Raw genomic sequence first — 23,244 nt, forward strand, 5'->3', positions numbered from 1 at the left:
GGTGCATCATGGCGGTTCGGGAGCGGGTTCGGTTTGGGGAGGCGAAGCAGTTCATCGGGGGCCAGTGGACGGACGGTGGGACGCCGATCCCGGTTCGGGACAAATACACGGGGGAAGTGATCGGAACCGTGCCGGAGGCTCGGCGGGAGGACGTGGAGGCGGCGGTGGCGGCAGCGCAGGAGGGCGCGAAGGCGATGGCGTCGCTGCCCGCTTGGCGGCGGGCGGAGATCCTGCGAGGGGCGGCGGAGCGGATCCGAGCGCAGAAGGAGGAGTTCGCCCGGCTGATCGCTGCCGAGGCGGGGAAGGCGTTGAAATGGGCTCGGGCCGAAGTGGAGCGGGCCATCTGGACCTTCACCATCGCCGCAGAGGAGGCCCGGCGTATCGAGGGGGAGGTGATCCCCCTGGATGCGGTGCCTGCTGGGGAAGGCTACTTTGGGTTCTACGTGCGGCGGCCGGTAGGGGTGGTGGCCGCCATCACCCCGTTCAACTTCCCGCTGAACCTGGTGGCGCATAAGGTCGCGCCGGCCCTGGCTGCGGGGAACGCGGTGGTTTTGAAGCCGGCCAGCGCCACGCCCCTGACCGCTGTGCGGCTGGCCCAGGTGCTGGAGGCTGCTGGCATCCCAGCGGGGGGCTTCAATCTGATCTTCGGGCCCGGGGGAACCGTTGGAGAGTGGCTCGCGGGGCATCCCGGCGTGGGGAAGGTGAGCTTCACGGGAAGCCGGGCGGTGGGGGATCGACTGACGCGGGTGGTGGGAATCAAGAAGCTCACGCTGGAGCTCGGCAACACCACGCCGGTGATCGTCGCCGAGGATGTAAAGGATCTGGATTGGGTGGCCCGGCGGCTGGCCGTGGGGGCTTTCTACAACTCTGGCCAGGTCTGTATCTCGGTCCAGCGGATCTATGGCGTTCGGAGGATCTTCGAGCCGCTGGTGGAGACCTTCAGCCGCGCGGCCTCAGAGATGGTGGTGGGGGATCCTCTCGACGAGCGGGTGGATGTGGGGCCGCTGATCGACGAACGGGAAGCCATGCGGGTGGAAGGGTGGATCCAGGAAGCGCTTCACGGCGGCGCGGAAGCGGTCGCGGGCGCCCGGCGGGAGGGGCCGATCGTGTGGCCCACGGTGCTGATCCGGGTGCGGCCGGAGATGCGCGTGGTGCGGGAGGAGGTGTTCGGGCCGGTGGCTTCGATGCTGGACGCGGAGGATTTCGAAGAGGCGCTGGCGGCCGCCAACGCTACGGAGTATGGACTGCAGGTAGCGGTGTTCACGCGGGACATCAACCGCGTGTTGCGGGCCATCCAGGGCCTGGATTTCGGTGGGATCATCATCAACGATACCCCCAGCTATCGGGCGGATCACATGCCCTATGGCGGGGTGAAAGGAAGCGGCCTCGGACGGGAGGGTGTGCGCTATGCCATCGAGGAGATGACGAATATCCACATGGTGGTCATCCGCCCCGCCCCGTGATCGCACGATCTGGAGGTGCGACATGAAAACGCAGGCGGCAGTCCTGTATGAGATGGGACGGCCAGCGCCCTATCGGGAGTCCCGACCCCTTTCCGTCGAGGAGGTGGATCTGGAAGGGCCCGGCCCAGGGGAGGTGCTGGTGGAGATCGCGGCCGCCGGCCTCTGTCACTCGGACCTCTCGGTGATCGATGGCTCCCGGCCCCGGCCCATGCCCATGGTCCTGGGCCACGAGGCGGCGGGCATCGTGCGGGAGGTGGGCCCGGGCGTTCACGACCTGAAGCCCGGCGACCCCGTGGTCTTCTCGTTCGTTCCCATGTGCGGTCGCTGCCTCTACTGCGCCATCGGCCGTCCGGTTCTGTGCGAGAACGGGAACCGGGCCAACATAGCGGGGACGCTGCTCAGCGGGGCGCGTCGGTTCCGAAACGCCGCAGGGTATCCCTTCATCCATCCCATAATCGCCGTGGATATCCGGCCGGAGAAGCTGGAGCTAGCCCGGAAGGCGGGAGCGACCTACGGGGTGAACGCGCAGGAGACCGATCCGGTGGCCGTGATCCGCGATCTCACCGGGGGCGGCGCCCACTATACCTTCGAGAGCGTGGGCAACGAGCGGGTGCTGATCCAGGCCTATCAGGCCACCCGCCGGGGCGGCACCACCGTCACCATCGGCCTGCCGCATCCCGAGCGCTTGTTCAGCGTGCCCGCGGTAAGCATTGTTGGAGAGGAGCGAACCATTCAAGGCGCTTAGATGGGCTCTGCCGTCCCCCGTCGGGATCTTCCGCGTTTCTTGGCGCTCTATCAGGCTGGGAGGCTGCCTGTGGACCTGCTCCTCAGCCGCACCCTTCGCTTAGAGGAGATCAACGAGGGCTTCGACGCCCTGGCCCGCGGCGAGGTGGTGCGCCAGATCGTCCGCATGGAGGAAGCATAAGCTGACCTCTGCCCTCAGCGTCCCCCGGCCGGAGGCCGGGGAGGGACCTCGACCCGCGCGACGAGATCCGAAAGCGTGATCGGGAAGGGAACCAGCAGGCCGCCACTGGTGCGGCTGGCGGAGATCACCAGCCACCGGGGGCGCCACTCCGGGCGCACGTTGAACGAAAGACCGGCATCGACGGCCCTCTCCGGCCTCTCCCTCTTTTAACCCCACCGGAGGCCGCCCACCCGAGCGATGAAATCCCCACCGGGGTGTCCGCCGGGGTGGTCGGGAGCGCCCCCGGGGCCTCCATCTGGGCCGGCGCTGGCCTTTCAGAGGGAAGGTTCGGCCCCAGCATGCTCCAGAAAGCCGGCTCCGGGGGTCGGCCGGGAGCAGGCCGTGGCCAGTCCCATCCAGAGGCTTTCCCCCTTCATCGGGCGCCTCCTTGACAGCCGACCTCTTTTCATTCTCTCATCGTCAGAGTGAAACCCGGGCAGCGGTTCATGGGATCGGAACGCATGCTATGCTTCGAATAGGGAAAGCCATCGCGCGGTCTTCCCCGCCGGAAGGACGTTCCATCGGAGGGCGGGATATGGCCGGGGAACGGATCCTTGGCATCGATGCGAGTCGGACCACGCTGGCCCAGCCCACTGGGGTCGAGCGGTATGCCCAGGCCGTCGTTCGAGCCCTCATCCCCTTGGCGGAGGCGGAAGGAGTACGTCTCCGGTTGTATTTCCGGGATCCTCCGCCCCCCGGGCTCTTCCCGCATGCGCCATGGGTGGAGCATCGGGTGCTCTCCTTTCCCCGCTTGTGGACCCATCTCCGTCTCTCCGGGGAGATGATCTGTCATCCCCCGGCGGTGCTCTTTGTTCCCGCTCACGTGATCCCCTTGTATCATCCGCCGAGCGCCGTCACCATCCATGACCTGGGCTATCGGTATTTCCCACAAGCCCATCCGTTGCTTCAGCGGCTGTATCTGGATCTTTCCACCCGCTGGAGCGCGGTGGTCGCCCGCGTGGTGTTCGCCGATTCCCAGGCGACGAGGATGGATCTCATCCGCTTTTATCGAATCCCTCCGGAGAAAGTCGTGGTGGCTTATCCTGGTTACGACCCCCCGCCGATCCCCGCCGATCCAGAGCCGATCCTTCGCCGTTTCGGGATCCGACGGCCGTATGTGATCGCGGTGGGCACGATCCATCCCCGGAAGAATTTCGGCCTGATCCTGCGGATCATCGCCCGTCGGATAGCCGCGGGGTGGGAGGGCCAGGTTGTGATCGTCGGCAAGCCTGGATGGACCGATCCCGTCTTCGAGCGCCTGCGCCAGGATCCGATCTGGGCGGGCCGTCTGATCCTGACGGGCTATGTGGACGATGAAAGCCGGGGCGCATTGCTCAGCCAGGCGGAGGCCTTTCTGCATCCGTCCTGGTATGAAGGGTTCGGGCTCCCCGTTCTGGAAGCCCAAGCTTGTGGCGTGCCGGTCCTTTGCACCCCGAACGGGAGCCTGCGGGAGGTGGCGGGGGAGGGCGCTCTCCTTCTGCCTCCTGATGATCCGGATCCGTGGATCGATGCCCTGGAGCGGCTGGCCCGGGATCCAGGTTTTCGCGCGGAGCAGATCGCTCGGGGCCATGCGAACCGGAAACGGTTCTCCTGGGAAGCATGCGCGCGGACGATCTGGGAGGCGCTCCACGAATGGTTATGCCATTCGTGAGCGATCCTCTTCCCTCTCCTCATAACCCCAAAGGCCATGGAGGAAAATCCTCCCAGGGGCGATGCGGGGCGTTGAAGGAGCCTCGCCCCGCTCCCAGAAGCCCAGGGGAAGCCAGCGGCGCGATTCCATACATCATTGGAAGGAGGCATGGATGTCCGGATGGAGGGAGCGCCTGCTGATCCTGAGCCTTTTCACCGTCGCGATGGCCTATGTGGAGAGCGCCGTGGTCGTGTATTTGCGACAGGTGTATGGGATCACGGATCTGCTGCGGGATACGCCGGTTCGTCCCGATTGGCTAACCCCGATTGAGCTGGGCCGGGAGATCGCCACCCTGGTGATGCTGTTCACGGCCGGCTCACTGGCCGGTCGTACCCCTGCGGCCCGGTGGGGCCTCTTCCTGTATGCCTGGGGCCTGTGGGATATCCTGTATTATGCTTGGCTCCGAGTGTTCATCGGATGGCCGGTTTCCCTGGAGGATTGGGATCTCCTCTTTCTGATCCCTCTGCCGTGGTGGGGGCCGGTTTGGGCGCCGATGCTGGCCGCAGCGCTGATGATGGGGGTGGGCGTCCGAATGGCGCGCCGGAGCGAGGCAGGGCGAGTGATCCGACCGGACAGGCTGTCGGTTGCGATCGGAGGGATCGGGACGCTGATTGCCCTCTACACGGTGATGGCCCCCGCGCTGCATGCGCTCCCCGGGGGGCTGGATGCGATCGGCCGGGCGCGCCCGACGGAGTTCCAGGGGTGGCTTTACCTGCTGGGATGGGGGCTGGTGGCCTTCGCCGGCTGGCGGACTGCTCAGGGCCAGCCGGCAGATCCTGCTCTATAATGAGTGAGGGAAAGCTGCGTCGCTGGCTTTCTCCGGAGGGCTTTTGCGGTCGGCCCCTGAAGATTCCCTTCCGGAGCGAGGGCAGGTTTGATTCGGAAACCATCTTTCGATCACGGACCCTCTCTTCCACCGCATCTTTATGGGGAGGATTATTTCCTCTCCGCCTGTGAGGGCTACGAGGAATTCCTGCGCACGCAGGGGGAACATCTCTCCCGGAGGCTCCAGGCGGCCTTTGCGGTGGCCGAGGTCCGGCCTGGCATGCGGGTGCTGGATGTGGGCTGCGGGCGGGGGGAGATTGTTCGCCATTGTGCCCGATTGGGGGCTTACGCCACCGGAATCGATTACGCGGAAGCGGCTGTCCGGCTCTCGGCGGATCTCCTGCGGCGGGCAGGGGACCTGCAGGCTCCGGCGGGCCTCGCCCAGGCCGATGCCAAGTTCCTCCCCTTCGCCAGCCGGGTGTTCGACCGGGTGCTGATGTTCGATGTGGTCGAGCACCTTTTCCCATGGGAGCTTCGCCTCGCCCTGCGGGAGGCTTACCGGGTTTTGAAACCGGGCGGGATGCTGGTCATCCACACCGCACCGAACCGCTGGTATGACGCCTACGCTTACCCCCTGGTCCGCTTCATACGCACCCTTCAGGGCCTGGGGCATCTCTATCCGCCGAACCCGCGCGCCCTCAACGTCCCGATCAATGAGGCGGTCCATGTGAACGAGCAGGGCCCCCTCGGCTTGTGGTGGACCTTGCGCCGGACAGGGTTCCACCGGGTCAAGGTCTGGCTAGCCACCCCGCCGCAGAACCGGCAGGAGGGTTGGATCTTTCGCGCCCTGCGTCACATCGCCTTTCACTGGATCCCCTTCCGCTGGTTTTTCGAGCGGGAAGTATTCGCCGTCGCCGTTCGGCCGGAATAACGGTTTAGGGAGGGGCGTCTCATGGGATCGGAGAGCTTCTGGCTCCTCACAGCTGGACCCTACACGCCGAACTCGCCTCTGGCGGGCGAGGAACGGGCAGATGTGGCGATCCTGGGCGGGGGCTTCGCTGGGCTCTCCTCCGCCCTCCATCTGAAAGAGGCGGAGCCGGGGTTGAAAGTGGTGGTGCTGGAGCAGGCGTTCGTGGGCTATGGGGCCAGCGGGCGAAACGCGGGCTTCGCGATGACGCTCTTCGGCCTCACCCTTTCCCTGACCGCGCTGCGCTTCGGGCGCCAGGCGGCGGCGGAGGCCCATCACTATATGGAGCAGGCGGTGGATTATGTGGGGGAGTTGATCGCTCGCTACCGCATCGACTGCGACTATGAGCGCCCCGGGTTCCTGCGGGTGGCGACTTCCCCTGCTTACGTCCGGCGGATCCAGGAAGAGGTCGAGCTCGCTCATCGCCTCGGCTTGACCGGGATCGAGTGGCTGGACGCGGCGGCGGTTCGAGAGCAGGTGAACTCCCCGCTGTATCGGGGCGCATGGTGGGAGCCCCGCTGTGCTCTCCTGAATCCCGCGAAATACGTTCGCGGCTTGAAGCGGGCGGCGGAGGATCTGGGGGTACGCATCTACGAAGGAACTCCAGTGATCTCGATCGAACGTCGTCCGAACGGTTTCCATCTGCGCACCCCACAGGGAGCCGTGTGGGCAGAGAAGCTCGTATTCGCCACGAATGCGTATTCCCATCTGCTCCCACCTCTCCGGCGCAAGCAGGTCCCCGCGTTCACGTATATCGTGTTAACGGAGCCTCTCTCCGCGGACCGGCTCGAGCCTATCGGCTGGCGGAATCGACAAGGGATCGAGGACGCCCGCAACCTGGTGCACTATTATCGCCTGACGCCCGACAACCGATTGTTAATGGGCGGGGGCGATGTAGGTGTTCCTTTCGGTAAACAGATGGACCTGGATGAGAACGAGCGGGTTTTCCGGGAGCTGGAAGCCTACATCCCCCGCGTTTTCCCATCCCTACGCGGGGTGCGGATCGAACACCGATGGGGTGGGCCGGTCTCGGTGACCGTCGACATGGCCCCGGCGATCGGTTTCCTGGGGGATCGTCGTGCCGTTTACACTCTGGGATGCATCGGCCATGGGGTCGCCCTGACCACGATGAATGGTCAGATCGTGCGGGATCTGATCCTGGAGCGTCGGACGGCTCTCACGGATCTCTTCTTTGTGAACCGGCGGGTGATCCCATGGCCTCCGGAGCCCATCCGGTTCGCCCTTGGCCATCTTATCCGGGGTTATATGCGCCTGGAAGATCGGATTCTGGACCGGGGGAACTCCCCGGCATGAGGTGGCGCGTCTCTCCCCCACCGTCCCGGGGGTTGAGAAGAAGACCGCTGCGGGCCAGTGAGGCGATATGGGGAAAGAGCCGCGGATTGAGGATCTCGAGCGAGCGCTGGCGCTCAGGCGGCGGGAGATCCGCTTGAAGCGCTGGATCCAGGAAGGCCGTCTGCCGGTGGAGTCTTCCGCTCCTCCCCCGCTGGCAGCCTCGGAGTCTCCGTCGCTTCCTCCCGATCCGGTCTATCATTCCGAAGTGGAATGGGAGGAGCACAGCCCCCGATTTCGAATTCGCCTTCCCCGTCCCTCATGGTCCGCATGGCGGGATCGCCTGTTGCTGGCGATCGAGATCGCAGCGGTGGTGGGCGCGATGGCGTTGCTCCTGTTTTCCTGGCAGACCATGCGGGGGATGCAGTTGGAGGCAGTGGCGGCCCGGATCACCCCCTCGCCGACGCCCCTGATTCAGGCGGTGGTCCTGCCAGGCGGGCACCGCCCGCCGACCGCGCCGGGAGGGCCTGCCCCGAACCCTGAGGAGGTCCCGGAACACCTGCGGGCGCTGGTGGCGGCGCTCCCTACGCCGGTGCCCATCACCCCCGGCCCTCGCAGCCCCACCCGCATTGTGATCCCATCCATCGGTGTGGATGCCCCCATTGTCCCGGGGACGGACTGGGAGGCGCTGAAGAAGGGGGTGGGCCATCATCCGGGGACCGCCAATCCGGGCGAGCGAGGGAATATGGTGCTGGCGGCCCACAATGACATCTATGGGGAAATCTTCCGCGATCTGGAGAAGCTCCGACCAGGGGATGAGATCTGGGTTTACGCTGGAAGCCATGCTTATCGCTATGTGGTGGTCCAGAGGCAAATCGTTCTTCCCACTCAGGTCGAGGTGATGGCCCCAACCCGCGACCCTGTGGTCACCCTGATCACCTGTTATCCTTACCTGGTGGACACCCACCGGCTGGTGGTGGTGGGTGAGCTGCGGTAAAGCGGAGGGATGCCGTGCTTCGGAATCATGATGAGGTGCCCGACCTGATTCGAAGGGTATCCCTCCGGGATGGGTTTTGTGAGGCGTAACTCCTGTGGGAAGCCCCAGGCGCTTGCCCGCAAGCGATCCAGTGAGGTTTCCAACGATGCCTGATCTGGATGTCGGAGTGGTGATCGTCAACTACAACACGCGGGAATTGCTCCGGCGCTGCCTTCAGACCGTGCGGGCCAGTCAGGGCGTTACTTTTGAGATCTGTGTGGTGGACAACGCTTCGATCGACGGCAGCCCGGATATGGTGGAGCAGGAATTCCCGGAAGTTCGGGTGATCCGAAGCCCGGTGAATGGCGGCTACGCCTATGCCAATAATCTGGGCCTGCGTTCCTTCGGCTTTGGGGTTCCGAACGCAGAGCCCAGACCGCGTTATGCCCTGCTGCTCAACCCGGATACTGAGGTGCCACCCGACGCCCTGGCCCGGATGGTGGGCTTCCTGGATGCCCATCCGGAGGCGGGAGCGGCGGGCCCCAAGATCGTTCGGCCGGATGGCTCCATGGACCTGGCCTGTCGCCGGAGCTTTCCCACCCCTGAGGTGGCTTTCTATCGGTTCTCCGGTTTAAGCCGGATGTTCCCGAAAAGCCCGCGTTTCGCCCGATACAACCTGACCTTCCTCGATCCGGATCAGACATATGAAGTGGATTCCGTAGTGGGTGCCTTCATGATGGTGCGCCGCGAGGCCATCATGCAGGTGGGGTTGCTAGATGAGTCGTTTTTCATGTATGGGGAAGATCTGGATTGGGCGTATCGCATGAAACAGGCCGGGTGGAAAATCTACTATTATCCTGAGGTCGTCGTCCTCCACGTCAAGCGGGCGTCCAGCCGGATGAGCCCGCGGGCCCGATACGAGTTCAATCGAGCCATGTGGATCTTTTATCGAAAGCATTATCGATCGGCGACGCCGGGTTGGCTGGATTTCCTGGTGCGAGCCGGGCTAGTGTTGAAAGGTGGCTGGCGGTTGTGGCAGGAAATGCGGCGGGATTTGAAGAACGCGGATCATCCGGTTACGGATCGCCGCTAAAGTGAGTCCTGCAGTCCTCGATCAATAACCCGGTAGGAAGGGGCTTTGGCCCTGATGCTCCCGTTGAACCCGGCACCAAGGCGAGCGAGGGAGAAAGCGATCGGGAGGTTGAGGAATGAATCGGAGGCGTGCTCGCTGGCTGTTAAACACGCTCTTGCTTTTCAACGATATGGGGTGGGCCGCCCTGGCTTTCTATGCGGCTTACCGGATTCGGGCCCAATGGCCATGGCCTTATTCATCCCAGAACATCGGGGGATTTGAGAAATATCTCCCAATGATGGGGGTCTTGCTGGGATGGACGGCGGTGATGTTTTTCCTCCACCGTCTATACCATCTGGGACGGGCGACCTCGCGTCTGGATGAGATCTCGCGGGTTGCTGGGGCGTTCTCCCTGGCGATGATTTTCACGGTAGCAACCGTCTCAATGGCTTTTAAGGAGACGCTGCTTGCTTTCGACTATCCGCGAGCGATGGTTCTCTACGCCTGGGTCATGGGCATCCTGTTGATCGGCACCGGGCGGATGCTCCTGCGCGCCCTGTGGGGAACGTTGCGGGCCCGGGGCTGGGATCGCAGCCGTATGCTGATTGTGGGGACGGGGGAAGCGGCCGAGGCGGTAATCCGCCGCATCCAGGGAGCACCTTGGTTTGGCTACGAGGTGATCGGCGTGGTGGCCCTGCACAGCAACGGCGTGACCCAGGTGGCCGGGATCCCCGTCATCGGAACCGCTGAGGATCTCTCGGATCTGGTCTATGCGCGGGATGTGGATGAAGTGCTCATTGCTGTTCCGGAAGCCCCCCATGGCGAGGTGCTGCACCTTATCTCCCTCTGCGAGCGGAGCAATCTTTCCATCAAAATCTACCCAGACGTCTTTCAGCTGATCGCTACACAGCCTTCCCTGGATGATTTGGGCGGGTTGCCGTTATTGACGGTGCGGGATGTGGCCCAACGGGGCTGGAAGTTGGTGCTCAAGCGGGCTATGGATATCGTGGGGGCCAGCATCGGGCTGATCCTGCTCTCGCCGTTGATGTTGCTGATCGCCATCCTGATCAAGCTGGATTCCCCGGGACCGGTTTTCTATGTTCAGGAGCGCATGGGACTGGACGGGCGGCCCTTCCTGATGTTGAAGTTCCGATCCATGCGAGCGGATGCGGAGAAGGAGGGGCCGGGATGGACACGGCCGGGCGATCCGCGGCGCACCCGGGTGGGGGCGATCCTGCGGCGGCTCAACTTGGATGAGCTGCCGCAGTTGATCAATGTTCTCTTGGGCGATATGAGCCTGGTGGGGCCTCGTCCGGAGCGTCCTGTTTATGTTGAACAGTTCCGGCGGGTAATCCCTCGGTATATGGAGCGCCATCGGGAGAAAGCGGGCATCACCGGATGGGCTCAGATCAATGGCTTGCGGGGGGACACTTCCATCACAGAACGAACCAAGTATGACCTGTGGTATGTGGAGAACTGGTCCCTGTGGTTGGACATCAAGATCCTTCTACGCACCCTGGTCCAGACCCTGACCTTTCGTAGCCCGAATGCTTATTGAGGTAGGGGCCATGCGCTCGGGCGGAGGAAAGCCAGGCCCGCACATTTCGGGGTTTCTCTGGAGGGATTTCCGCATCTGGGCTCTGAAATGGCGTGGGTAACGGTTTCGCCTGGACAGTGGAGGGGAGATGAAAGATCGATCCGTGGACGAGGTTGTAGCGCGTTTGCGGGAGCGTTTGCGCCCCGATCAGATTTCGATCCATTCGGTGGAGCGACTGGTTTATGGGTATGATGCCACGTGGGCGGAGGGGGTGCCGGACGTGGTCGTTCATGCCGAATCCACCGCGGATGTGGTCTGGGTGCTTCGCATAGCCAATGAGCTGGAGGTACCAGTGGTTCCGCGGGGTGGAGGGACTGGGTTGGCTGGGGGATCGGTGCCGATCGCGGGGGGGATCTGTTTAAATCTAGCCCGGATGAATCGGATCCTGGAGATCGATCCGGTGGATGGTGTAGCGGTGGTTCAGCCCGGGGTGATCACCTATGAGCTTCAGAAAGCGGTGGAGGCTCAGGGGTGGTTCTATCCCCCAGACCCGGCGTCATTGTATATGTCCACCATAGGGGGCAACGTGGCGACCAATGCGGGCGGGCCGCGCTGCTTGAAATATGGGGTGACCCGGGATTATGTGCTGGGGATGGAAGTGGTCCTGCCGGGTGGAGAGGTATTGCGGCTCGGGGGTCGGGTGATGAAGGACGTATCGGGTTACGATCTCAAGCATCTGTTTATTGGATCGGAAGGGACCCTGGGGGTGATCACTGAGGTGATGGTTCGTTTATTGCCGCGGCCGTCGGCGCTGGGCGCATTGGCGGTGGCCTTTGATCATCTGGAATCCGCGTGCGAAGCGGTCGTTGCGATTTTAAGTTCCGGGGTGTTGCCATTGATGGCGGAGCTGATGGACCAGGGGGTGATGCGGGCGGTGGAAGACTTTCACCCTTATGGGTTGCCGGTGGAAGCGGAAGCGCTCCTGTTGCTGGCAGCGGATGGGGAGGAGGAAGCCGTGCGGAGGGATCTGACCCGGATGATCCAGGGGGTTCAGGCCTTTGGCGGCCGGGTGGTTCGCATAGCCAACGACGCGGAATCTGCTGCCTATCTCTGGGAGCCCCGCCGTCAAGTCTCCCCTGCTATTGCACGACTGGCGACCCATAAATTCAGTGAAGATATCACGGTTCCCCGCTCCCGCATCCCCCAGATGGTCCGTTACATCCAGCAAATCGCTCGAGAAACCGGAATCCCGATCGTTCTCTACGGACACATTGGGGACGGGAATCTCCACCCTACACTGCTCTGTGATCGTCGAAATGCCGACGAAATGAAACGCGTCGCCCAAGCCGCCGCCCGGATCTTCCAAGCTACGCTGGAACTGGGAGGCATCCTCTCCGGAGAGCACGGCATCGGATTGCTGAAGCTGGATTTCGTCTCACAAGCCTTCCCACCCATCACGATCGAGAAATTTTGGGCCATCAAGCTCCTCTTTGATCCGAAGAACATTATGAACCCGGGAAAGAAACTTCCTTTGCCAAGGAACTACTCCTGACACCACTCACCAAGAAGAGAGCAAAAGGAGGAATCATGACCACACTACGAAAAGGCGATCGCGCCCCTCTCCTGATCGGCCTCACCCTGGATGGACAGCCTTACCTGGAACAGCCAGAAGGCTCTCTAGCTGTTCTAGTCTTCTTCAAAGAATCATGCCCAACCTGCCGCCTGATCCTGCCCCGCCTGGAGAACCTGCACCGCGCCTATCCCTCATCCGAATGGCGATTGCTGGGAATCGGCCAGGATCCCCTTCCCATCCTCCAAAACCTCGTCCGAGAGCTCGATTTATCCTTTCCCATCCTGGCAGATCACCACTTCGCCAGCTCCACTGCCTACCACTTGACTCACGTGCCTACCACTTTCGTAATCGATCCTCAGGGTCAGATCCTCCACATCACAATAGGCTTCGCCCGGGACGATCTGGAAGCGATTTCCCACCAGATCGCTCGGAAACTCAATGTTCCCCCTCATCCTATCACCCATGATCAAGATCCTCTCTTTCAACCCGGCTGAGTCTCTGCCCACCTGGAGCCTCGGTGAGACTCCACCAGAAACCTCTGCAACCCAGCAAATCACAAAGGGGACCAGAGCTACAATATAGATTACGGAAACAAGCCCAACAGCCCAAGGAGGGATAGATCCCAGCAATGCCAGCAATGAAAGCATCTACCCGAGAACAACGTCTGAATCTATTCGCTCAATATCTTCAGGAACTACGGAGTGCACCCCCCGGAAGCGTTGTCGTCTTTGAAATCCCAGGGCGCCCTCTGGCATACGTCCAGTTTGAACGAACACCAGAAGGTTTGAAAGGCGAAGTCTGCAGTGGAGATTGGGGACCTCGCCGCAAGGCCCGCCCACTCTCGGCCGCCATGTTAAACCGCCTGCGCGCCATGGGATGGCAAATCCCTCCACACCTTCGGGAAAACAACCCGAGCAAAACTTTCACCGAGGAAAACCTTCTTACCATCGCTGAGGAAATCGAACGAATCTTCTTGGAAATCTTCCTATCCCCACACGACTACACCGTGCGAACAGAAGGAGTGCTTCGGATCCGAGAATAACCATCCACTTTCCCGCAGAAAGCCACTATGTAGGACAGGGTAGGGGATATCCTCACCATTACACCTTCCCACAAACCCAGGGATCAGGAGGAACACCCATGCGCATCCTGGTTGTGATGGCTCACCCGGATGATCCCGAATTCGCCGCAGGAGGTACCATCGCCCGATGGGTACGGGAAGGACACGAGGTCATCTACTGCCTTGCCACACGGGGTGAAAAAGGGAGCGATGATCCCACCATGACCCCTGAACGGCTTGCCGCTATCCGTGAACATGAACAACGCCAGGCTGCCACCGTGCTGGGAGTACGCGAGGTTATCTTCCTGAACTATACCGACGGCACCCTGGAACCCCATCTCAACCTGCGGCGGGATATCGTGCGCATCATCCGCCAACACCGCCCTGACATCGTGGTCACCATGGATCCGCAAACCCTCATCCGAGGCAATCGCTATATCAACCACAATGACCATCGGGCCATCGGACTGGCCACCCTGGACGCAATCTTCCCAGCCGCGGGAAACCCGATGTATTTCCCAGAACTGCTCCAGGAGGGCCTGGAACCTCATCGGGTTCGGGAGGTCTATCTCTCCACCACCGAATACGCCAACCACTGGGTGGACATCACGGATGTCTTCGCACTGAAGATGGCTGCCCTCCGGTGCCATGCCAGTCAGATCCGCGACCCCATGGTCCTGGAACAGCGACTGCGAGAACGACTCCGACACTCGATCGACGGCCGGGAAATCCTTGCTGAAAGCTTCCGACGCATCATCCTGGAAGGATAGGGAGCCTCACCCATGTGGACCGTCCGGTGCGCCCGTTGTGGCCAGACCACTCCCTATTCCCTCGACCAATGGCGCTGCCCCTGCGGCGGGCCGTGGGAGCCCCCCCGCCCGCTCCCCTTCGATCATCGGGCCATCCGCCCTCGCCAGCCCGGGATCTGGCGCTACGCGGAACTGTGGCCCTTCCAGCGGGATCCCGTCACCATGGGAGAGGGATGGACCCCCCTCATCCCACTGTCCTCAATTGAGCCACGACTGTGGGCCAAACTGGATTACATAATGCCCACGGGATCCTATAAAGATCGAGGCACCGCCACCGGTTTGAGTGCCCTGCGGGAGTTAGGAGCCCGCCATGTAATGGATGACTCCTCCGGGAATGCAGGCGCCTCGCTGGCTGCCTACGCCGCCCGCGCGGGCCTTCAGGCCACCCTCTTCGTGCCTGCCCATGCCGCTCCCGTCAAGAAAGCCCAAATACGCATAACAGGCGCCCATCTGGTCGAAGTCCCCGGACCTCGCGCTCAAGCCACCACCACGCTCATGCAGGCCTTAGAGCAAGGTGGGATTTATGCCAGCCATGTCTACAATCCCTTCACCATGCTGGGTTTGGCCGCCGCCGCATGGGAAATCTGGGAGCAACTGGGCCGAGCCCCGGACGCTGTGATCACCCCCCTGGGACACGGAATGCTCTTTCTAGGCCTTTTCCTGGGTTTTGAAGCGCTCCAAGCCGCCGGCTACATCGATCAACTCCCCCGGCTCTACGGCGTCCAGGTCACTGCCTGCGCACCCCTGGCCCAGGCCTTCGCCACAGGTCTGGAGACACCCGCTCCCGTCGAAGAAAGGGAAACTATCGCTGAAGGCGTGCGCATCGCCACACCCCCCCGTGGCCCGGAAATCTTGCAAGTCGCCCGGATCACCGGAGGCGCCATCCTGGCTGTCTCCGAATCGGAAATCCGAATCGCCCAGGAATCTCTTGCCCGGCATGGATTGTTTGTAGAGCCTACAGGTGCCCTGGCCATGACGATCTGGCCGCAAGTCCTTCGGGAAACCGATCACACGATCGTGCTGATGCTTACCGGGAGCGGGCTAAAGAGCCCCAGTTAAATCTTCAGACAGGACCTTACAGCAACAGTATGGGAGAGCAGCGCCTCCCGGCTGGCCCAGCCCAGGAATCTCTTGAGCCAAGAACCATGGACTACGGGAATTTACCCCCCATTTCCACAAACCTCTTCCTGCTATCATGACTACATGGAAAGAAACCACCCCATCTCCTAAACCAGGGATCAACCGGATGGAGCCCCATTCCACTCATTCCTGGATCACGATGAAAGACCTCCCGGAGAGCGAGCGGCCACGGGAACGGCTGACCCGGCACGGGGCTGGAGCGCTTTCAACCGCAGAGCTGCTGGCAATCCTGCTTCGAACCGGCCGGCGCGGAGAGAATGCCCTGCAATTGGCCCATCGAGTGCTTCAGATCTGCGGAGGGCTAGCCGGTCTGGCCCGAACACCCATCCCCGAGCTGGCCCAGATCCCAGGCATTGGCCTGGCCAAGGCCGCCCAGATCCAGGCCGCCCTGGAACTGGGACGCCGGGTCGCGACCGCCACGCCCGGGGAACGCCCTCAGGTGCGCTCCGCGCACGACGCCTACCTTCTGGTAGCCGACATGGCAGACCTAGAGCAGGAAACCCTCCGAGTCCTCCTACTAGACACACGGGGAAAAATCCTCGCCATCCCTACCATCTATGTGGGGAACGTCAACACCACCCTGGTACGACCCGCAGAGATCTTCCGAGAAGCCATCCGACGCAACGCCGTTTCCCTCATCATCACCCACAATCACCCTTCCGGAGATCCCACTCCATCCCCAGAAGACATTGCGCTTACCCGAGATCTGGTGGCCGCCGGCCAGCTACTGGGGATCCGAGTGTTAGATCATTTGATCATCGGCCGCGGTCAATACACTAGCCTAAGAGAACACGGAGTCGCCTTCCCCGCACCATAGCACTCGGAAAAAGAGAGGCAGGGCGCCCAAAGCACCCTGCCTCCCATCTTTGCCCAACTCAAGAGAGAAGGGAAAGACCCTTAGCGGGTTTCGATCCGCGCCGCCCGCTCTTTTAGAGCCGCTTGGGCCGCCGCCAGACGCGCCACTGGAACACGGTACGGAGAAGCACTGACATAGTTCAGCCCGATCTCATGACAGAACTCAATCGAAGAAGGATCCCCACCGTGCTCCCCGCAGATGCCCACCTCCAGATCCGGCCGGGTGCGACGGCCTTCCTCCACGGCCATCCGCATCAGCCGGCCCACCCCTTTGCGATCCAGGACCTGGAAGGGATTCTCCGGGAGGATCTTCTCCTCCAGATAGCGCAGCAGGAACTTCCCCTCCGCATCATCGCGGCTGATGGCCCACACGGTCTGGGTCAGATCATTGGTGCCGAAGGAAAAGAACTCAGCGACCTGAGCGATCTCGCCCGCCAGCAAGGCCGCCCGCGGGACCTCAATCATGGTCCCAAACTTATATTCGATCTCCACCCCCTCCCGAGCCATCACATCCCGAGCCACCTCATCCACGATCTCTCGGACAATCTGAAGCTCCTTCACATCGGCACTGAGGGGAATCATGATCTCCGGCTTCGGGGTAATGCCCTGTCGCTTGACATTGCAGGCGGCTTCGAAGATCGCCCGGACCTGGAGGCGGATGATATCCGGATAGAGGATACCCAAGCGGATGCCCCGCAGACCCAGCATGGGATTCATCTCCCGCAAAGCGTTGACCACCCGCAGGAGCGCCTCCTTCTCGGCAAGCTCCTCCTCCATCTGCTTGAGAGACTTCTCACCTTTGCGTGGGCGATAGCCCTTGATCCGGCGACGTTCCTCAAGGCGAGCTCGCAGCTCCACCACCTCCGCCAGAAGCTCCTCATAACGCGGCAGAAACTCATGCATGGGCGGGTCGATCAGCCGGATGATGACCGGCAACCCGTCCATGGCCTCGAAGAGCCCCTCGAAGTCCTTCCGCTGGACCGGCAACAGACGATCGAGGGCCTTGCGATAAGCCCGGACAGCTTTCGAGGTCCGAACGGCTCGCTCCGCCTCGCGAAGGGCCTTCTGAGCCTTGGGATCATCAGGCCGGATCCGAACGGCCTGCTGCGCCGCCCGCAACTGATCCATCAGGCGCTGGGCCTCGGGGGCATTGAGAATCAGCTGGCGCACATAGGGCAGGCGATCGGTCTCGAAAAACATGTGCTCGGTGCGGGCCAAGCCGATGCCCTCAGCGCCGAATTCCCGGGCCTTGCGGGCATCCCGTGGGTAATCCGCATTGGCCCAGACCTGGAGGCGGCGGAACTCATCGGCCCAGGAGAGCAATTCCACCAGCTCTCGTTCCTCCGCCAGATTGGGATCGATGGTAGGGATCCGGCCAGCGAAGACCTCACCGGTAGAGCCGTCAATGGAGATGAAATCACCCTCCCGGATCACCCGGCCGTTGACGGAGAACTGCTTACGCTCCAGGTCGATCTGCAACGTCTCACAACCCACCACCGCCGGCTTGCCCAGGCCACGAGCCACCACCGCCGCATGGGAGGTCGCCCCGCCACGCTGGGTGAGGATGCCGCAAGCGACGATCATCCCGTGCACATCATCCGGCGTGGTCTCGGGGCGGACTAGGATCACCGGGCGGCCTTCCCGACCCCAGGCCTCAGCCGTATCCGCATCGAAGACTGCATGGCCGGTAGCCGCGCCCGGGGAGGCATTGAGGCCCCGCGCCAACAGCTCGCCCTTCTCACGGGCCTGCTCCTTCGCCTTCTCATCGAAACGCGGAAGAAGCAGCTGGTTGATCTGATCAGGCTCCACCCGCATCACCGCTTCCTCTTTGGTGATGAGCCCCTCGTGGACCATGTCCACAGCGATCTTGACAGCAGCCTTGGCCGTACGCTTACCGGTACGGGTCTGGAGCATCCAGAGCCGCCCGCGCTCAATGGTGAACTCCAGGTCCTGGACATCCCGGTAGTGGCGCTCCAGCAGGGCCGCCACCTCCAGGAACTGGCGGTAGGTTTCCGGCATCAGCTCCTCGAGGCTCGGATACCGCAGACGACGCTCCTCCTCGGAAATCCCATGCTCCCGAGCCCACTCCTGAGAGGCCTTCTTCGTAATCTTGAGGGGCGTGCGGATGCCGGCCACCACATCCTCCCCCTGAGCATTGGGGAGATACTCCCCGTAGAGCTCCTTCTCCCCGGTGGCCGGGTTGCGGGTGAAGGCCACACCAGTGGCTGAGTCGAAGCCCATGTTGCCGAAAACCATGGTCTGGACATTGCACGCGGTGCCCAGGTCATGCGGGATCTTATAGAAGTTGCGGTAATCCACCGCCCGCTTGCCGAACCAGGAGTCGAACACGGCCCGGATCGCCTGACGGAGCTGCTCCAGGGGATCTTGAGGGAATTCCTCCTCCAGCTCCTGGCGATAAAGGGCCTTGAAGTCTTCGACGATATCCCGAAGCATATCCGCTGTGAGATCCGTATCCTGCTTGCCCTTCGTCTTCGCCTTGTAGCGATCCAGGATGCGCTCGAATTGCTCGCCAGGGATTCCCTTCACAATGCGCCCAAACATCTGGATGAGCCGGCGGTAAGCATCGTAGGCAAAACGTTCGTCGCCGGTCTGGGCAATCAGACCTTGCACGGTCTCATTCGTGAGACCCACATTGAGGACCGTATCCATCATCCCCGGCATGGAGAACTTGGCACCCGAGCGGACCGAGACCAGGAGAGGATTGCGAGGATCGCCAAAACGACGACCGACTTTCTCCTCCACCCGATGGAGCGCTTCCAGAACCTGTTCCCACATGCCCTCGGGGAACTGCTTCCCCGCCGCAAAGTAGGCATTGCAAGCCTCGGTCGTGATCGTAAATCCCGGGGGAACGGGAAGACCTGCTCCAGCCATCTCCGCCAGCCCCGCACCCTTGCCGCCGAGGAGATCCCGACGGCGCTCCGCCGGGATCTCCCGATAGCCCTCTTCAAAGAGGTAAACCCACTTCTTCATCTCCCTTCCTCCCGTGATGATGAATGGGGAAAAGAGGAAACGCCGGAAACAAGCCTCTGGAGGAGATGATAGAACGCACGCTGGGTTTCCGCAACCGGACCACTCCTTCCTTCGCCGAGATCGATGATCAGAATTTCTTCAACGAGGGCCAGCTTGCCGAGGTCCATGGGTCGGGCTGTAATATAGTCGAAGGAACTGTAGGGGTCAGAATCACCAGCAATGAAGCGCATCAATCGTGTGGAGCTCCTCAGCCAAATTGCTCTCGCTCTCTTCTATATGGCTGCAGCGACATGGATCCTCCGGCACCATTCCCCCATTGATTACCCTCCTTACGCAATGGCAGCTTGGGGATTCCGAGGTGGGGAAAACGTCTACCAGTGGGGCGAAGCCGACTATGCGCGGGCTGCCGCCGCTCTGGGGTTCGAGCGCTACACGATACCCTATCGCTACCCCCCATTCACCGCGCTGGTGGTTCTCCCCACGCTGGCATTTCCTGATCGAGGGTTGGGGCTGTGGGTTGCCCTTCAGGCCACATGCGCACTGCTGACGGCAGAAGCCACGGCACGCCTCTTCGGGCAGCCTCATCGTCCCCAACAGCGGGCGCTGATCCGGATGAGCGTCGGGCTCTTCCCACCGTTCCTGGTGAGCCTCTACGCTGGCCAGGTCAATCCCATGGTCGCTCTGCTCGTCGTTCTCGCCCTCCAGGCGATCCAACAGGGACATGAGGGGAGGGGAGGGTTCCTGCTGGGGATGAGCCTGATGTTGAAGCCCCTGGCCATCGGAGTGGCTGGCCTCCTGCTCTGGGAGGGCCGATGGCGAGCACTGAGGGGGCTGGCGCTGGGGATCACCCTCGCCATGGGCGCAAGCGCCATGATCTTCGGCCCGCCCGCCCTGGGATTCCTTCAAGCGCCAATGGCCAGCGGCGGCGGCGCGTATCCGCCTGCCCAGAACTTGCCCTCCATGGCCATCCGCTGGTTGACCCACCACCCCTACGGATTCGCGCTGATAGATGCGCCCATCGCCGCCCGATGGATCGGTGGGGTCATGGCCGGCGGGATCGTTCTCCTCACCCTGGCCGGACTGGGACGGCCCGGAACGCCCCGGGAGCCCTTTGCAGACCGATCCGCATGGACAACGGCGGCCATCTTCCTGGCCAACCCGGGGACATGGTATCATCACGGCGTCATGCTCAGCCTGGCCCTCGGCGCACTGTTCCGCCAGGCCGGCCAGCGCTCCCGGATCTGGCATGCCGCCCTGGCCATGAGCACCGGTGCCATCACCCTCTGGGGAGTAGCCTGGCATGCCTTCATCGGGTGGACACCTCTGCTGGACATGGGAACGCTGGGCGCACTGGGGCTATGGATTCTGCTGGCCTATGAGCTATGGGGGAAACAATCCACATGAAGGAGACCAGATATCGAGCGCTCCTTATCGGCGTGTGGTTCGGGATTCTCATGCTTCTCTTTCGCCCACAGCTGCACGGCATGGATACCGTCGCCTATTACGCATGGCTGCGCGCAGCGACGATCCGCCACAGTCTGGATGTCAGCGAGGAATTCGCCCGCTTCGGATACGGAGAGGAGCGCAAGCAATCGCCCACCGGATATCGGATCAACGAATGGCCAGTGGGGCCAGCACTGCTATGGTCGCCCTTCTTTGTGACCGCTCATCTCCTGGTCCGGCTGGGAAACACGCTGGGAATGCCCGGGGAGGATGATGGATACAGTGCGCCTTACTTAATACTAACAGCCATGGGATCCGCCCTTTACGCCCTGATCGGCCTGGAGTGGCTCCGGCAGATGGCCCGCCGGATCGCTTCCCCAGCCTGCGCCATGGCGGGAATCCTGACGGCATGGCTGGCCTCGCCGCTGGTGTTCTATATGTCCGCTCATCCTTTCATGGCCCATGCGACCGATTTCTTCGTCAATGCCCTGTTTTTATGGGAATGGGCCCGGGCGAACACACCCACCGCCTGGGCCCGGCTGCGGTTGGGGCTGATCGGCGGGCTGGCAGCGATGGTGCGCTATCAGAATGCGACCTTGCTGATCTGGCCGGCGCTGGAAGATCTGGCGAGGCTTCGCCAAATGCCACGGGGAGGAACACTCCGACTGGCAGCCCTGGGAGTGGGAGCGGGGATCGGCTTCCTGCCTCAGATGATCGTCTGGAAGATCGTGTTCGGACAGTGGGTGGTGGGAAATCCCTACGGGATCGCGGGGGCGGGAGCGTTCGACTGGCGTGCCCCCCATCTGCTAAAGGTGCTGTTCTCCACAAACCGAGGCCTTTTCCTATGGACCCCTATTGCCATCTTCGCCCTGCTGGGCCTGATCGGGCCACTCCGACGTGCCTGCCCCCGATGGGCTTATTTCATCCTGGCGCAAACCGCCGCTCAGATCTATATTGTCGGCTCGTGGAGCGCCTGGTCCGGAGCTGCAGCCTTCGGACCGCGGCTGCTGACCGGCTTGTTCGCTGGGTTCGCTCTCGGGCTGGCGGCACTCTATGAGGCTGGGCGGACACGCTGGGGGATGCAGCCGGTAATCGCCCTCGGCGCGGCCGCTATCGCCTGGAACCTGATCCTGCTGGCCCGCTATGGGATCGGCGATGTGCCGCGCGCAGGTCCGGTCCCCTTGACGGATCTCTGGCTGGGCCAGCTCACCTTTCCGGTTCGCGCCCTCGAACGGATGGGGCCGCTGATCCGAGGGCTCCTCCGGCATGGGCTCCTGGACAAGGGCCTTCCGGGCTCATAGGATCGGCATGCCCACCGCTTGCGAAGCCCAAAGCGCAATCTCCATGGGAGGTCCCGAGATGGCCACTGCGAAATGGGTCTGGGAGATCCGGAGGGAGTTCCCTGCCCTCGGGCAGGAGATCGAGGGAAAGATCCCAGTGTTCCTGGATGGCCCAGGAGGCTCCCAAGTGCCCCAACGTGTGATCGAGGCGATGGCCCGGGCTATGGCGGAAGCGAACGCCAACACCCATGGGGCCTTCCCCATCAGCCGACGGGTCGACGCCCTGATCGCCAGGGCCCGACAGGCTGCCGCGGACCTGGTCGGTGCCTCGCCCGAGGAAATCGTCTTCGGCCCGAATATGACCACGCTGACCTTTCAGATCAGCCGGGCGATCGCCCGACGGCTGCGCCCCGGGGATACGATCGTGGTCACCCGGATGGATCACGACGCCAACGTCGCGCCCTGGCTGGCCCTGGAGGAACAAGGGGCCATCATCCGCTGGATAGATTTCCACCCTGAAGATGGAACCTTGGATATGGAAGGGCTGGCCCAGGCGCTCTCTGAGCGCCCCCGCCTGGTGGCGGTGGGATATGCTTCCAACGCCCTGGGCACGGTGAACCCCGTGCGCCGCATCGTGGAGATGGCTCACGCAGCCGGCGCCTGGGTCTACGTGGATGCTGTCCACGCGGCACCGCACCTCTTCATCGATGTGCAAGAGCTGGACTGCGATTTCCTGGTCTGCTCCGCCTATAAGTTCTTCGGACCCCACGTCGGGGTTCTGTACGGCCGAAAGGATCGACTGATGGCGATCCGCCCCTATAAAGTGCGCCCGGCACCCGATCACCCACCCGAAGCCTTCGAGACGGGGACGCAAAACCACGAGGGGCTGGCCGGGCTAATCGCCGCAATCGAATACCTGGCGGATATCGGCTGCCGCTTCGGAAGCCCCGCAGACCCCTCCCGGCGGGCAGCGATCCGGGCTGCCATGGAGAAGATCCGGGAACATGAGCGGGCGCTGTGCACGCGGCTGTTGGAAGGGCTGGAGGAGATCCCCAACCTCACGATCTACGGCATCCGCACCATGGCCCGCTGGGCGGAGCGGGTACCGACCGTCTCTTTCCGGGTTCGGAATCGGCATCCCCGGGAAATCGCAGAAGCGCTGGGACAGGAGGGGATCTACGTATGGGACGGGAATTTCTACGCCCTGGGAGTGACTGAACGCCTCGGCGTGGAAGGGCAGGGAGGATTGGTGCGCGTGGGCGCACTGCATTACAACACGCTGGAGGAGATCGATCGGTTCCTAGAAGCGCTCCGCCGGATCATCGCCCATCGCAGGTGATCCGCCATCCGCTTACCCCATGATCTCCTC

General features: G+C 62.8%; 19 protein-coding genes and 1 pseudogene. 18 read left to right on the top strand and 2 right to left on the bottom strand.

Going from position 1 to position 23,244, the window contains the following annotated elements; all coding sequences use genetic code 11:
- Positions 1-8 precede the first annotated feature (8 nt).
- From ACFMO3_RS00405 to radC, 15 genes and pseudogenes are all read left to right on the top strand, one after another.
- On the top strand, positions 9-1,463 hold the full coding sequence (locus tag ACFMO3_RS00405; protein ID WP_376788452.1) for an aldehyde dehydrogenase family protein: 1,455 nt from the start codon (positions 9-11) through the stop codon (positions 1,461-1,463).
- Positions 1,464-1,485: 22 nt separating this feature from the next.
- Positions 1,486-2,388, top strand: a pseudogene (locus ACFMO3_RS00410) (alcohol dehydrogenase catalytic domain-containing protein).
- A 574-nt stretch (positions 2,389-2,962) separates the two neighbouring features.
- Positions 2,963-4,078: a glycosyltransferase family 4 protein gene (locus tag ACFMO3_RS00415; RefSeq protein ID WP_376788453.1), complete on the top strand. Its 1,116-nt coding sequence runs from the start codon at positions 2,963-2,965 to the stop codon at positions 4,076-4,078.
- Between the two features lie 151 nt (positions 4,079-4,229).
- On the top strand, positions 4,230-4,904 hold the full coding sequence (locus tag ACFMO3_RS00420) for a hypothetical protein (RefSeq protein ID WP_376788454.1): 675 nt from the start codon (positions 4,230-4,232) through the stop codon (positions 4,902-4,904).
- A gap of 87 nt (positions 4,905-4,991) precedes the next feature.
- The gene (locus ACFMO3_RS00425) at positions 4,992-5,813 is read left to right on the top strand and encodes a class I SAM-dependent methyltransferase (protein WP_376788455.1); all 822 of its coding nucleotides are present in this window, start codon (positions 4,992-4,994) and stop codon (positions 5,811-5,813) included.
- 21 nt (positions 5,814-5,834) lie between these two features.
- A complete protein-coding gene (locus tag ACFMO3_RS00430) occupies positions 5,835-7,163 on the top strand; it encodes an NAD(P)/FAD-dependent oxidoreductase (RefSeq protein WP_376788456.1) in 1,329 nt (442 codons plus the stop codon).
- A gap of 67 nt (positions 7,164-7,230) precedes the next feature.
- A complete protein-coding gene (locus ACFMO3_RS00435; protein ID WP_376788457.1) occupies positions 7,231-8,136 on the top strand; it encodes a sortase in 906 nt (301 codons plus the stop codon).
- A gap of 145 nt (positions 8,137-8,281) precedes the next feature.
- Positions 8,282-9,208 (top strand): glycosyltransferase family 2 protein, encoded by a 927-nt coding sequence (locus tag ACFMO3_RS00440; protein WP_376788458.1) that lies wholly within the window; start codon positions 8,282-8,284, stop codon positions 9,206-9,208.
- Positions 9,209-9,323: 115 nt separating this feature from the next.
- Positions 9,324-10,745 carry an undecaprenyl-phosphate glucose phosphotransferase gene (locus ACFMO3_RS00445; RefSeq protein ID WP_376788459.1) on the top strand — a complete coding sequence of 474 codons (1,422 nt, stop codon included), beginning with the start codon at positions 9,324-9,326 and terminating at the stop codon, positions 10,743-10,745.
- A 127-nt stretch (positions 10,746-10,872) separates the two neighbouring features.
- The gene (locus ACFMO3_RS00450) at positions 10,873-12,276 is read left to right on the top strand and encodes an FAD-binding oxidoreductase (RefSeq protein WP_376788460.1); all 1,404 of its coding nucleotides are present in this window, start codon (positions 10,873-10,875) and stop codon (positions 12,274-12,276) included.
- 35 nt (positions 12,277-12,311) lie between these two features.
- Positions 12,312-12,791 (top strand): peroxiredoxin family protein, encoded by a 480-nt coding sequence (locus tag ACFMO3_RS00455; protein WP_376788461.1) that lies wholly within the window; start codon positions 12,312-12,314, stop codon positions 12,789-12,791.
- A gap of 143 nt (positions 12,792-12,934) precedes the next feature.
- Positions 12,935-13,339, top strand: coding sequence for a hypothetical protein (locus ACFMO3_RS00460; protein ID WP_376788729.1), 405 nt, complete (start codon positions 12,935-12,937; stop codon positions 13,337-13,339).
- A 98-nt stretch (positions 13,340-13,437) separates the two neighbouring features.
- Positions 13,438-14,127, top strand: coding sequence for a PIG-L deacetylase family protein (locus ACFMO3_RS00465; protein WP_376788462.1), 690 nt, complete (start codon positions 13,438-13,440; stop codon positions 14,125-14,127).
- A gap of 12 nt (positions 14,128-14,139) precedes the next feature.
- The gene (locus tag ACFMO3_RS00470) at positions 14,140-15,225 is read left to right on the top strand and encodes a pyridoxal-phosphate dependent enzyme (protein ID WP_376788463.1); all 1,086 of its coding nucleotides are present in this window, start codon (positions 14,140-14,142) and stop codon (positions 15,223-15,225) included.
- Positions 15,226-15,412: 187 nt separating this feature from the next.
- Positions 15,413-16,123 (top strand): DNA repair protein RadC, encoded by a 711-nt coding sequence (gene radC / locus ACFMO3_RS00475; RefSeq protein ID WP_376788464.1) that lies wholly within the window; start codon positions 15,413-15,415, stop codon positions 16,121-16,123.
- An 80-nt stretch (positions 16,124-16,203) separates the two neighbouring features.
- Here radC and ppdK read toward each other — a convergent pair whose 3' ends face one another.
- Together ppdK and ACFMO3_RS00485 are read right to left on the bottom strand one after the other, a co-directional pair.
- Positions 16,204-19,152: a pyruvate, phosphate dikinase gene (ppdK, locus tag ACFMO3_RS00480; RefSeq protein ID WP_376788465.1), complete on the bottom strand. Its 2,949-nt coding sequence runs from the start codon at positions 19,150-19,152 to the stop codon at positions 16,204-16,206.
- Positions 19,149-19,382: a hypothetical protein gene (locus ACFMO3_RS00485; RefSeq protein WP_376788466.1), complete on the bottom strand. Its 234-nt coding sequence runs from the start codon at positions 19,380-19,382 to the stop codon at positions 19,149-19,151. The genes ppdK and ACFMO3_RS00485 overlap by 4 nt, the downstream gene beginning before the upstream one ends.
- Between ACFMO3_RS00485 and ACFMO3_RS00490 the strand changes: the two genes are divergently transcribed.
- Genes ACFMO3_RS00490 through ACFMO3_RS00500 form a run of 3 tightly spaced genes read left to right on the top strand, consistent with a single transcriptional unit; the run spans position 19,372 to position 23,214 of the window.
- The gene (locus ACFMO3_RS00490; RefSeq protein ID WP_376788467.1) at positions 19,372-20,556 is read left to right on the top strand and encodes a glycosyltransferase family 87 protein; all 1,185 of its coding nucleotides are present in this window, start codon (positions 19,372-19,374) and stop codon (positions 20,554-20,556) included. The two genes, ACFMO3_RS00485 and ACFMO3_RS00490, sit on opposite strands and share 11 nt — an antisense overlap.
- On the top strand, positions 20,553-21,896 hold the full coding sequence (locus tag ACFMO3_RS00495) for a hypothetical protein (protein ID WP_376788468.1): 1,344 nt from the start codon (positions 20,553-20,555) through the stop codon (positions 21,894-21,896). The genes ACFMO3_RS00490 and ACFMO3_RS00495 overlap by 4 nt, the downstream gene beginning before the upstream one ends.
- 58 nt (positions 21,897-21,954) lie before the next feature.
- Positions 21,955-23,214: a cysteine desulfurase-like protein gene (locus tag ACFMO3_RS00500; protein WP_376788469.1), complete on the top strand. Its 1,260-nt coding sequence runs from the start codon at positions 21,955-21,957 to the stop codon at positions 23,212-23,214.
- Positions 23,215-23,244: the final 30 nt, after the last annotated feature.

The organism is Thermoflexus sp. (genome assembly GCF_042408815.1).
In the GTDB taxonomy this organism is placed as follows: Bacteria; Chloroflexota; Anaerolineae; order Thermoflexales; family Thermoflexaceae; genus Thermoflexus.